Here is a 12,242-nt window from a genome sequence, read left to right on the forward strand (position 1 = left end):
TGAACTATGAAAAAGAAACTACGCCACTGTTTACTGGCCTTAGTTTTATTATTAACAACTGTCACCGCTAGTGGTTGCAGCCTACCCGGTCTCAGTTCCGCACAAGGCAATAGTGATACGGTACGAATTGCTTCTTTAAATACAACTGAATCACAAGTTATTGCTAACATTATCAGCGAATTAGTAGCTCATGAAACCAATTATCATACCGAAATCGTCAATAACCTCGGTTCGGCACCGCTTATGCACCAAGCTTTAATTCGTAAAGATGCTGACATTCAAGCTGTATCTTATAGTGGTACCGAATTAACCACGACGCTAAATCTACCGCCAACTAAAAGTGCAGCTAAAGCAACCCGAATTGTTAGTCAAACGGTTAAACGCCGCTATAATCAAACCTTATTTCCTACTTACGGTTTTGAAAACAAATTTGCCTTTATGGTCACACAAAAAACTGCTAAAAAGTATGGTTTAAACAAGGTGTCCGATTTAGGTAAAGTGGCCAATAGTTCCACGATTGGTGTAGATGCTAACTGGTTAAATCGTAAGGGCGATGGTTATAAAGATTTTACTCGTTATTATGGTTTTGAGTTTGCGAAAGCCTATCCCATGCAGATTGGGTTAGTTTATTCGGCATTAGCCTCTAACAAGATGGATGTCGTTTTAGGTTACTCTACTGACGGACGCGTAGACAGCTATCACTTAAAGCAACTACAAGATGATAAAAAGTTTTTCCCACCATATAAGTGTTCTATGCTCGTGAACAATTCTTTATTAAAAGAACATCCTGATTTAAAACCCATTTTACACCGCTTAGATGGCAAGATTAACGTCCATACCATGCGTAAGCTCAACTATCAAGTTGATGATCAATTGCTAGAACCCCAAGTTGTCGCCCACAAATTCTTACAGGAAAATCATTATTTCCGAGGTGATAAGTAGATGTCACATTTAAATATTTGGCAACAATTAATTTATTATTATCAGCACAACGGCATGTATATCTTGCAACAATTCTGTCGGCATTTTTTAATTTCGATTTATGGCGTTTTGTTCGCGGCCATCATTGGTATTCCTGTGGGCATTTTAATTGCTCGTAATCATAAGCTTGGTAACTTCGTGATCAGTATTGCCAATGTAATTCAAACCATTCCGTCTTTAGCCCTCTTGTCGATTATCATGATTGGCATGGGGTTAGGCGTCAATACGGTCATTGTGACTGTGTTCTTATATTCTTTATTGCCAATTATCAAGAACACTTACACTGGTATGCGCAATGTTGATGCTAATATCATTGATTCTGGTAGAGGCATGGGGATGACCAATTGGCAAATCTTGTATATGGTCCGTTTGCCCCTATCATTATCAATTATTATGGCCGGCATTCGCAACGCTCTGGTCTTAGCGATCGGGATTACAGCAATCGGGGCATTTGTTGGTGCCGGTGGTTTAGGCGACATTATTATTCGGGGTACCAACGCCACCAATGGTGGTGCCTTGATTTTAGCTGGGGCTTTACCGACTGCCTTAATGTCAATTATTTCCGATACCCTTCTCAACTTATTAGAAAAATGGTTAAAACCCGCTGGTTTAGAAGGTTAATTAGCACTATCTAATTAATAGTGCTAATTAGTTGAAATTTATAACGTTGGAGGCTACAATGTGGTTATAAATTGAAAGGAAGTAATCAGTTATGAATAATAATTTAACGAATCGTCGTGGCGATATGTTTGATATGTTCAACAATATGGATCGTTGGTTTAACAATATGACACCGAGTTTTACTAACTCTAATATGAAGACTGATGTTTCTGAATCAAGCCAAGCCTATGATGTTGCCATTGATTTACCCGATTTAGATAAGAAGGATATTAGCATTAATTACGACCGTGATATCTTGACCGTATCTGCAAAGCGTGATTCTTTCTCTGACGCCAGCAATGACCAAGGTCAGATGATCATGAATGAGCGCTCCTACGGTCGCTTTAGCCGCCAATATCGCTTACCTAATGTGGAGCGTAATCAGGTCAGTGCGCAATATACCAACGGTGTTTTACAAATTCATTTACCTAAAGCTCAACCAAATTCTAGTAACGATACCAAAATTGACATTCAATAATTAATACTTCACAACGTCCTCTGTAATTGTCGATAACAATTGCAGGGGATTTTTTTATAATCATTAGCACAACCAGCTTTAGACTTGATTGCTCGTTTTCAAAAATTTTTTTATGTTGCTTATCAAAAAGTGGTAAATTAATTAAGTATTAGTACTCTTGGGAGAATGAAATGAAAAAGAAAATTAATTTATTTCACTTAGTCATGCTGGCACTGGGATCATTAATTGGTTCCGGTTGGCTCTTTGGTTCGTGGGAAGCCGCCAAAATTGCCGGTCCGGCGGCCATTTTAGCTTGGGTAATCGGAGCAGTCATTATTGGCGCAATTGCTTATAATTATGTCGAATTAGGGACCATGTTTCCCGAATCTGGGGGCATGAGTAAATTCGCCCAATATAGTCATGGTTCCTTACTCGGCTTTATTGCTGCCTGGGCCAACTGGATCTCTTTAATTACTCTAATTCCGATTGAAGCAGTAGCGGCCGTGCAATATATGAGTTCGTGGCCGTGGTCTTGGGCTCAATTTACCCACCATTTATTAAATCATGGAGTAATTACCAATTCCGGCTTACTAGTCGTTTTTGTATTCATCATCGTGTTTACACTGATCAATTACTGGTCTATTGATTTATTAACGCGTTTTACCAGCTTCATTTCTATCTTTAAAGTCGTTGTTCCCCTATTAACTATCATTCTATTAACCATCAGTAGTTTTCATCCGGCTAATTACGGCCATAGTTGGCACACTTTTATGCCTTATGGTAGTGCGCCCATTTTTGCGGCCACTTCTGTTTCCGGGATTATTTTTTCCTTTGATGCTTTTCAAACCGTGATTAATATGGGTAACGAAATTACTAATCCGAAAAAAAACGTAGGCCGGGGCATTACCATCTCACTCAGTATCAGTGCTGTATTATACATTCTCTTACAGAGTACCTTTATTACCACATTAACACCCAAAATGTTAAGTCATGGCTGGCAAGGTTTGAATTTTAATTCACCCTTTGCGGATTTAGCCATCTTAATCGGACTTTCCTGGCTGTCAATTCTTTTATACTTAGATGCTTTTGTTTCGCCCTTTGGTACGGGAGTTTCGTTTGCTGCCTCCAGTTCGCGCGCTTTAGCGGCTATGGTCGACAGTGAACACTTGCCGACTTTCATTGGCAAAATGAATGCCAAATACCACACTCCGCGCACGGCCATGATTATTGATGCCGTTTTGAGCATGATCATGGTGAGTGTTTTTCGTTCCTGGTCCACGCTGGCAACGGTCATTTGCACTTCCACATTAATCGCCTATCTTACAGGACCAGTCACTGTCGTTTCCTTGCGTAAATTAGCCCCGCAGTTTCACCGTCCTGTCAAATTAAAACATTTATCCTGGTTAGCACCGCTTGCCTTTGTGCTAACTTCTTTAGCGATTTATTGGGGCATGTGGCCCACTACCATTGAAGTTATTTTAGTCATTTGCCTGGGTCTACCAATTTATTTTTACTATGAGGCCAAAAATCATTGGCAACAAACCAGCGCTAATCTCAAAGGTGCCGCCTGGTTGTTATGTTATTTACTATTTATGACACTTAGCTCTTTACTAGGTAGCCATGAATTTCACGGTTTGAATTGGATCAAATATCCTTGGGACTTTGGTGTCATTATTATCGGCAGTCTATTATTTTACTTCTGGGGTTTGAAAAGTGCTTGGCCATCCACCTTCTTAAAAAAAGCTCAAACGGCCAACCAAAAATCGCACTCTTAATCCTTGACTTCGTGTTACTCGAAGGTGCTACAGTCAATTTATCCTAGGAGGTTAGATCATGAAGCAAGTTCCAAATATTACGTTGAATAATGGTGTGCAAATGCCTCAAGAAGGTTTTGGCGTCTTCAAAATTGCTGATTTAAAGCAGTGCCAAACTGCCGTACAAACAGCTTTAGATACTGGTTATCGCTTAATTGATACCGCGCAAGCTTACTATAATGAAGAAGCTGTCGGTCAAGCAATTGCTGAGAGTTCCGTCAATCGGCAAGATATTTTCTTAACTACTAAAGTTTGGGTTTCAAATTACGGTTATCAACAAACTAAAGATTCTCTCCAAGAATCAATGCACAAACTCCAAACTGATTATTTAGATTTAGTGTTACTCCACCAACCATTTAATGACTACTATGGTGCTTATCGTGCTTTAGAAGAGTTATATCAAGCTGGGCAAATTCGGGCGATTGGTGTTTCCAACTTTTTACCTGATCGTTTTGTTGATTTAGCAGAATTTAATGATGTTCAACCAGCAGTGAATCAATTAGAAACGCACGTTTTCTATCAACAACGTACTGCCCAAAAATATTTAGATCAATACCAAACCCAACTGATGGCGTGGGGACCTTTGGCTCAAGGTCAAAATGATTTATTCCATAATCCCACCTTGGTCCAAATTGGACAACAGCATCACAAAACAGCGGCGCAAGTTGCTTTGCGCTACTTGATTCAATTAGGCATTGTCATTATCCCGAAGTCAATTCATCCTGACCGCATGCAACAAAATTTAGATTTATGGAATTTTGCATTAACACCTGAACAAATGCAGCAAATTCAAAAACTAGATGCGCCGAATGCGCCCAGAAAAGATCGGCGTGCTCCAGAAAATGTCAAGTTCTATAAAGACTACGATCAAAATAATCGACCTTCCTAATTAGCTCCGACAGCTGATTAACAAAGAATTACAAATCAAAAAAGACTGGTTCTAGTCATTGATCCTTAAAAACCACTAGCTACAATGCTAGTACGCAATTAACGTGGATCATTGTTCGGCTGATTGCTCCAGTCTTTTTTTGATATACATAGCGAACTAATATTTTATTCAGCAGTCATTTCATTAGTAATCAGGCGAATCTTACTTTGGCCCTGACCCGTAGTCTGAATACGAATTTGATTAGGAATTTGTTCCCGCAATAAATCGACATGACTGATAATTCCGATCAGCCGATCTTGACTTTCCAATTGTTCCAAGGCCGTGAGCGCCGTCGTTAAAGTAGCTTGGTCTAAAGACCCGAAACCTTCGTCAATAAACAGCGTTTCAATACTAATACCACCAGCCTGTTGCTGAATCACTTCCCCCAATGCTAAGGCTAAACTCAAAGCTGCTAAGAAACTTTCTCCTCCCGACAACGTATGAACACTCCGTACTTGGCCGACGTGATCATCATAAACATCAATTTCTAAACCGGTATTTTTCTGATAAACACCTTTTTGTTGGTGCAACAACATGTAATAACGCCCCGAACTTAACTGCTGTAAATGTTGATTCGCGACTTCCAAAATTTCGGCTAGTTGGGCCTGCAAAACAAAACGTTCTAAGCTTAACTTGACTTCATTGTTGCCCGACATTGTTGTCACTAATAAGGTTAATTGCTCTAGTTTTTGCTGAATGGCTTGCAACTTTTGCGCACTAGTTTGGATCTGTTGCAGGAGTTGTTCATTGAATAGAACTTGTTGCTGCAATTGGTCGCAAGATTGTGTTTGTTGCACTAATTGAGCTTGTAGCTGATCCAATTGTGCTTGCAGCTCCTGTAAATCAATCATTTCTTGTTGGCCGACTAAATTTTGGTAAATATCAATTTGATTATTCACCTGCTGTAATTGTTGCTGATACTGCGTCAGTTGTGTTTGTAAAGCCGGCAATTGGTCCAATTGCGATAATAATTGCTGCCATTGTTGTTGCGCATCTTGCGTAAAGTGAGCTCGGAGGCGTTGCTGCCAATCAGCAGTTTGCTGAGTCAATTCTGCCGTTAATTGTTGGACTTGTTGGGTTAAAACTTGTGCTTGTGCTTGCGCGGTAACTAGTTGTTGCTTGGTCGTAGCTTGTTGGTGTTCTAGCAACGTTTTTTGATCATTAAATTGGTTAATTTGCTGTTCTAACTCTGCCATACGTTGCTCTAGTTCAGCCTTATGAGACCATTTGATCGTCAATTGCGCTTGTAAATTCTGCTGTTGACTCTGCAAAACTTGGAGTTTTGTAGTCTGCTCTTGTAACTGTTGCTGTGCAACTTGTTTTTGAGCAAGTTCTGTTTGCCAAGCTTGGCGTAATTGTGGCAACTCTTGGGTTTGCTGTTGCCAGTGAATCCAACTAGCAGTGCGTTGATTAATTAATTGTTGGTGCTGAGTAATTTGTTGCGTTAACTGCGACTGTAATTGCTCCAGCGTCACAGCTGAATCCCATGTCAGATTGATACTTTGCCATAATTTTTGTAATTGTTGCTGAGATTGTTGGTAATCTAACTGTTGGTTTTGTAATTGCTGCGTTTGCTCTTCTACAATAGTTTGCAAGCGAACTAACTGTTGTTGGTGTTGCTGTAATTGCGTATTCGTCGCTTGCCACTGCTGTAAACTAACAGTAGCTTGCGTAATCACCGGCGGTTTGGGATGCTTGCGACTACCACAAACAGGGCAGGGTTGGTTAGTTTGTAATTGTGCGGCCAAAGTTTGAATTTGTTGGTGTTGACGTTGGCGCTCTTGCTGTGCGGATTGTTGCTGCCAGTGGCGCACATTTTGTTGCTCTTGTTGCAATGCTTGTTGCTGAAGCTTTTGATCCGCCTGCAATTGTACTTGTTTTTGTTGCAATGTACTTAATCGTGCGACCTGAGTTTGCATGGTCTGCATGGTTTGCAATTTTTGCCGGTCCGTAGCGATTTGGCTGAAGTCTTGTGGCGGACTTTGTAGTTGGGTTTGAACTTGCTCATACTGCGATTGTGTTTGTTCGACCGCTAACTGTTGCTGCTGCAATTGTTCTTGCAAGGTTTGTATTCGGGGCTGCAATTGCTGAATTTGTTGCAGTGTTGCTTGCAACTTAGTCAAAATCGGCTGTTGCTGTTGTAAGAGTTCCAATTCCTGCTGCTGGCGGTCTTGTTGGGCTTGTTGTTGTTGTAATTCACGCAATTGTTGCGTTTGTTGTTGATAAATTTGCTGCTGTTGGCACACTTCTTGCTGGACTTGTTGTAATTGCTGTTGCGAAGATTGTTGGCGCTCTTGTTGCTGGTGGATCATTTGTAATAAAGGCTGTTGCTGTTGCACCCACTGCAATTGCGTAATTGTTTGTTGCATTTGCGTAAATTTTGGTTGCTCTTGCTTTAATTTATGCTGCTCAGCCTTTTTTTGCTGCAACAATTGAATTTGCTGATTCAATGTTTGAGCATGTGTTAATAACTGCTGCTGTTGTTGTACTTGTTGCTGTAGCTTGGTTTGGGCGCTTTTTTGCTGTGCCAATTGTTGCTCGTCATGGTCTTGTTGTGTCATTAACTGGGATATTTTACTATCTACATCACTAGTAGTTGGTTTGACCGCCCAGTGAACTTTATCCAATAACAGCTTCAATTCTTGCTGCAAATTAGTCTGTGTTTTTTTATAATCTTTCAATTGTTCATTCAAGACTTGCGTCCATTTTTGATACAACTGTGTCCGAAAAATTTTGCGTAAAACTGTTTCTTTATCATTACTAGAAGCCATCAAAAAGCGTTGAAAGTCTCCTTGTGGCAATAACACAATCTGCACAAATTGTTGGCGGGACAGCTGTAAAACATCGAGTAATTTTAAATTAATGTCTTTGATTTTGGTCAATTCCGCGATTTGTTGGCCCTGTTCAAAAATTGCTAACCGCCCGGTGCTTTCGTAAACTTTTTGTCCCACCCCGCGCTTTTTGGGTAGAACCTGCTTAGGACAGCGAGTAATTTGATACTCACGTTGTTGATGTACAAAGTTTAATTGCACTTGGGTGGGTTCACTGGCAGATGCAAAATCCGAACGAAAACTCTCCGGTGTCCGCGCATCGGTGGTTGTTGCTCCATATAAAGCAAAAGTCAAAGCTTCAAAAATAGTGGTTTTACCACTCCCCGTCGGACCGGTAATTAAAAACAAGCCCGAATGTGCAAAGGTCGTAAAATCCACCGTTTCGTGGACATAAGGTCCAAAATTTTGCATTACTAATTTTAATGGCCGCAAAGCTTACACCTCTTTTTGAGCCGTTTTTAAAGCTGCAGTAGCCCACTTTAATTGCTCAGTTGTTAAAGTTCTTTGTGTGGTTTGTTGATAAAACTTGGTTAATAATTGCATCGGATCTTGATGTAAATCCGGCCGCTTTTTTAAGGTCGTCTGCGGCAGTTGAATGGCTGTTGCCCGTTGCACGCTCAAAATTTTCGGATAAATTTTTCGTAAACGAGATAATACATTGGGAATGATTTGCTGATCAGTTAAGATAAAGCCAAAATAATCATCTAAATTTAACTGCTGATAATAAGTTGGCGTGATTAAAGTTTGAAAATCCTGCGTTAGTTGGTGGACATCATGCAAGGGTTTTAAGGGCATAAAGGTTAAGTGAAAAGGTTCGGTATCCACTAGCCAAACTCCCTTAGTTTGCTGGGCTTCGGACAATGAAAATTTAATTGGTGAACCACTATAACGAGCATTCGGCAATCTTAAAGCATCCTTACCATGTAAGTGCCCTAAGGCAACATAATCAAAATCTGCTAACAAGTTTTCTGGTACCGCGGCCAAGCCCCCAATTTTTAATGGCGTTTCGGAATTGGTTTGTAAACTCCCCGCCACAAAAAAATGTGCCACTAAAATATGCTTTTTTTGCGGATGAAACAACTGCTTAATTTTTTGCAACACTGGCACAATCGCTTGCTGTAAGGTCTTAATCTGAGCGTTCGCAAAATATTGGCGGACGGCGAACGGTTCAAAATACGGCAATAAAAAAATCTGCGTATCCGCTAATTCAATCGGTTCAAACGCCTGTGCCAATTGGGTCGCCAAATACAAATTAGTATTTTGGTACCATGAACTACCGGTTGCTAGCCGCGTAGCACTGTCGTGGTTGCCCGCAATCGCATAAATCGGCAAATGATCAACTAAATTAAGTTGCTTTAATTGCTGATTAAAGAGCGCTACTGCTTGTTCAGATGGTAAAGTTCGATCATATAAATCGCCTGCAATAATTATTCCATCAACATGTTGTTGCAAAGCAATTTGTTCAATTTGCTGAAAAGCAAACTCTTGCTCCGCTTGTAAACTAAAGCCGTGTAATTTTCGTCCTAAATGCCAATCGGCCGTGTGTAAAAAACGCATATTTTAACCTCTTTTAATTCATTGTACACTGAAATTTATGTACAACAAAAAAAGTTCGGTTCCATTAACTACCGCCATTAATTTACAATAGGACCGTTTTGAAAATTCCCTTAGCAAACTTTTTTACGTAAAGGATAATTGAAAATCGTGACTATTAAAAAGTCGATGATTAAAAATTCGATTACTAATTAATCCCAGGACAATGGGTAAGAACAGAAATAAACTTAAAACAATAATCCAGTTAGAACTGGTAGCGCCCATTGTTTCTAAGGACTTAGCTGGACCAATCAAACCAGAAAAACCAAATCCTGCACTTTGTGTCGTTCCAGTCACTTTAAAGATGGCGCCTACAGCTCCTAGGAGACCAGAATTAATCAATACCGGAATTAATAACTTCGGCTTGGCCATTAAGTTAGGCATCTGCATTTTGGGTGAGCCTAAAAAATGGGCCAACGACGTGCCAATGGAATTAACCTGCCAGCCATAAATTGCTAAGGCAAAACTAGCCGCCGTAATCCCCAAATTAGCGCAACCAGCAGCTACACCACTAATTCCAATGGCCGAAGCGATTCCCACTGAAGAAATGGGGGACAAAATCAATAAAGCAAAAGTCATTCCCACTAAAGTTCCCATTACAATTGGTTGAAAAGCCATTAATTGTTTAACCCCGAAGCCAATGAAGGCCGTTACTTGTTGGACGTAAGGCAACGTCACTAAGCCAATTCCTCCAGCAATGACAATGACGATTAAAGGGACCAATAAAATGGTATAAGCTTTTAATTTTTGGCCTAAATATAAGATCACCGCCTCAGCAAGCATAATCGTTATCGCTATATTAATCACATCACCACTACCTTGGACCACTAACTGTTGATGACTTAATTTTACATTTCCGGCGCCACACATAGCCGCAATAGCGACGGCACCAGTTTGAATGGGTGTTAATTTTGCAGTCATCCCCACACAAATTCCGCCCATCACTGGTAATAAGCTGGTCGCAACTCCCGTTAAAAAGTTTAAAATTTGAATTTGTGGCCAGATGGGTGTTAGCCATTTCACCAATAAACTGACTAAGACTCCGGGGACCAAGGCTAATACAATTCCCGTCGATAAACCATTAATTGTTTCCCAACAAATTTTTTTAACATTTGCCATTTTGATTCCTCCATCACACTAAAAAAGCCTACATGTTTGACCATGCAGGCTTTTGACTTCTTACTCCAGCACTACACAGTTCAAAAGATGATGTTTTGATCTGTGTAGTCGTATAACAAAGAATACTGGTACTCAGATCAACGATCGAAAGTACCGGTAAAAATGAATATTCAACTGTCGGTTAATACTTAAACGCATCATGTTCACCTCAAATTGAATTTTAATTAAACATACTTAATTTTTGATTAAAAAGCAAGAACTTTTTTTAATTTTATATTGCTTGCTTTCCGCGGATAACCTCTTTAAAGTAATGATTATTAATTATGAAGGAGAAACTTTATGAGTTATTTATACTTGCTCATTGCCGTCATTGGTGAAATCATCGGTACTTCACTACTGAAAGCCTCAAATGGTTTTACCCAATTATTTCCTACTGGTGGGGCCTTAATCTCTTACGGAATTTGTTTCTACTGTCTGTCATTATCATTACGCAGTATCAACCTAAGTATTGCTTATGCGTTATGGTCAGGCGTGGGGATTATTGCCACCACCATCATTGGCGTCTTATTATGGCATGAAAAATTAAATTGGATGAGTGTTTTAGGTTTACTGTTGATCCTCATGGGCGTCATCTTAGTTAATTTATTCAATCACCATTGACCTAACTTTCTAGTAAATTTTTTCTTGGACAACTATGGTTGTTCTCAAACGTTTCACGTGAAACGTTTTCTTAGTAATAGAATCAAAAAGCCCCAATTACCAGCCATTCAACCGTAATTGGGACTTGCTTTTTTAAGCTTGTTTTTGATCAAATTTACATTGATGCAGCAAAACTTGATAGGACTGTTCTTGCATTTTGGAAATAGTTTTTTGATCCCACGCGTAAAAACCTTGCTTAGATTTAACGCCTAGTTGGTCCGTCATAACTTTATTTTGCAAAACCCAGTCCGTCTGTTTAGCACTGGACAAATTAGAATAAAGATAACTGCTCAAACGCTCCAACACATCTAAACCAATTACATCAGCTTGTGTTAGTGGACCCGCAGTTTGCCAATAACGGGCTAAACCATATTTAAAAATCGTATCAATCGTTTGGGCATCCACTACGCCGTGATCAATCAACGAAGTAGCCTCTCTCAGCACTGCCATTTCTAAGCGCTCACTAATAAAGCCTGCCCCCTCAGCAGTTAAATGCACCGGTTTTTTATTTAACGAAATAAACCAATCCATTAAGTGTTCGACGACCGCTTGAGCGGTCAATTGCCCAGACATAATTTCTACTAGCGGGATTAAATAAACTGGATAGCCAAAACATAGTCCCACAAAACGTTTGGGGTATTGTAATTGCTTTTGAATATCCGTCGGACACAAGTAAGTATTACAGTCAGCCAAGATGGCGTTTTGACTGACCAAGGGTTCAACTTCCTGCCAAAAATGCTGTTCCGCGAGCATCGTCATATGATTGGTAACAAATACAATATCTGCATCTTGAAAAGCGGTGGCAGCTTGAATTACTAGATGAATATAATTCCAAACTTCTGTCAAAGTTGTTTGTAATAATTTTTGTTGCACCAAATCCGTTAATTGTTGTTGAATCTTTTGGTGGCATGTATCTAAATCAGCTTGCGGTACGATTAAATTAACCTGGTAACCGGACCCAGCCAATTGAATTGCTAAAGAACAACCCAATTTGTTGGAACCAACGATACAGCAGTTGTTTATTAGATTTGACTTCATCAATTAGCCTCCTAATTAATTAAACGTCAAATAATCAATTTAACCCATATCTTCCCCTAGCTTCATCATAGTCTGGTTCGGTAACGATTACAAGTGTAACTTGGTGTGACTTTCTGAAGCCG

The 12,242-nt window shown here is 39.8% G+C and carries 10 protein-coding genes; 6 read left to right on the forward strand and 4 right to left on the reverse strand.

The features are described 5' to 3' along the window. The first annotated feature begins 6 nt into the window (after positions 1–6). From AC3B5B_RS03480 to AC3B5B_RS03500, 5 genes are all read left to right on the forward strand, one after another. Positions 7–942 (forward strand): osmoprotectant ABC transporter substrate-binding protein, encoded by a 936-nt coding sequence (locus AC3B5B_RS03480; RefSeq protein ID WP_489769316.1) that lies wholly within the window; start codon positions 7–9, stop codon positions 940–942. Continuing rightward, positions 943–1,602, forward strand: coding sequence for an ABC transporter permease (locus AC3B5B_RS03485; RefSeq protein ID WP_489756965.1), 660 nt, complete (start codon positions 943–945; stop codon positions 1,600–1,602). It begins immediately after the preceding gene. Between the two features lie 91 nt (positions 1,603–1,693). Next, positions 1,694–2,119 (forward strand): Hsp20/alpha crystallin family protein, encoded by a 426-nt coding sequence (locus AC3B5B_RS03490; protein WP_489756964.1) that lies wholly within the window; start codon positions 1,694–1,696, stop codon positions 2,117–2,119. A gap of 203 nt (positions 2,120–2,322) precedes the next feature. After that, complete coding sequence (locus tag AC3B5B_RS03495; RefSeq protein WP_489757699.1) at positions 2,323–3,873, forward strand: APC family permease; 1,551 nt, start codon at positions 2,323–2,325, stop codon at positions 3,871–3,873. A gap of 58 nt (positions 3,874–3,931) precedes the next feature. After that, positions 3,932–4,801: an aldo/keto reductase gene (locus AC3B5B_RS03500; RefSeq protein WP_489756963.1), complete on the forward strand. Its 870-nt coding sequence runs from the start codon at positions 3,932–3,934 to the stop codon at positions 4,799–4,801. A gap of 164 nt (positions 4,802–4,965) precedes the next feature. On the opposite strand, the gene AC3B5B_RS03505 is transcribed toward AC3B5B_RS03500, so the two are convergent. From AC3B5B_RS03505 to AC3B5B_RS03515, 3 genes are all read right to left on the reverse strand, one after another. After that, positions 4,966–8,103 (reverse strand): AAA family ATPase, encoded by a 3,138-nt coding sequence (locus AC3B5B_RS03505; protein ID WP_489769317.1) that lies wholly within the window; start codon positions 8,101–8,103, stop codon positions 4,966–4,968. Positions 8,104–8,106: 3 nt separating this feature from the next. Next, entirely contained in the window at positions 8,107–9,228 is a 1,122-nt protein-coding gene (locus AC3B5B_RS03510) for an exonuclease SbcCD subunit D (protein WP_489769318.1), read from the reverse strand. Positions 9,229–9,351: 123 nt separating this feature from the next. After that, positions 9,352–10,383, reverse strand: a complete 1,032-nt coding sequence (locus tag AC3B5B_RS03515; RefSeq protein WP_489769319.1) for a PTS sugar transporter subunit IIC — start codon at positions 10,381–10,383, stop codon at positions 9,352–9,354. A gap of 339 nt (positions 10,384–10,722) precedes the next feature. Between AC3B5B_RS03515 and AC3B5B_RS03520 the strand changes: the two genes are divergently transcribed. Continuing rightward, positions 10,723–11,043: a DMT family transporter gene (locus AC3B5B_RS03520; RefSeq protein WP_489756959.1), complete on the forward strand. Its 321-nt coding sequence runs from the start codon at positions 10,723–10,725 to the stop codon at positions 11,041–11,043. Between the two features lie 132 nt (positions 11,044–11,175). Here AC3B5B_RS03520 and AC3B5B_RS03525 read toward each other — a convergent pair whose 3' ends face one another. Then, positions 11,176–12,120: a 3-hydroxyacyl-CoA dehydrogenase family protein gene (locus AC3B5B_RS03525; RefSeq protein ID WP_489756958.1), complete on the reverse strand. Its 945-nt coding sequence runs from the start codon at positions 12,118–12,120 to the stop codon at positions 11,176–11,178. Positions 12,121–12,242 lie beyond the last annotated feature (122 nt).

The organism is Bombilactobacillus sp. ESL1187, assembly GCF_058107155.1.

Coding starts and splice junctions, on each gene's coding strand:
- AC3B5B_RS03495 (WP_489757699.1), top strand. CDS start 2,323: ATGCTGGCACTGGGATCATTAATTGGTTCCGGTTGGCTCTTTGGTTCG.
- AC3B5B_RS03480 (WP_489769316.1), top strand. CDS start 7: ATGAAAAAGAAACTACGCCACTGTTTACTGGCCTTAGTTTTATTATTA.
- AC3B5B_RS03525 (WP_489756958.1), bottom strand. CDS start 12,120: ATGAAGTCAAATCTAATAAACAACTGCTGTATCGTTGGTTCCAACAAA.
- AC3B5B_RS03515 (WP_489769319.1), bottom strand. CDS start 10,383: ATGGCAAATGTTAAAAAAATTTGTTGGGAAACAATTAATGGTTTATCG.
- AC3B5B_RS03520 (WP_489756959.1), top strand. CDS start 10,723: ATGAGTTATTTATACTTGCTCATTGCCGTCATTGGTGAAATCATCGGT.
- AC3B5B_RS03485 (WP_489756965.1), top strand. CDS start 943: ATGTCACATTTAAATATTTGGCAACAATTAATTTATTATTATCAGCAC.
- AC3B5B_RS03490 (WP_489756964.1), top strand. CDS start 1,694: ATGAATAATAATTTAACGAATCGTCGTGGCGATATGTTTGATATGTTC.
- AC3B5B_RS03500 (WP_489756963.1), top strand. CDS start 3,932: ATGAAGCAAGTTCCAAATATTACGTTGAATAATGGTGTGCAAATGCCT.
- AC3B5B_RS03510 (WP_489769318.1), bottom strand. CDS start 9,228: ATGCGTTTTTTACACACGGCCGATTGGCATTTAGGACGAAAATTACAC.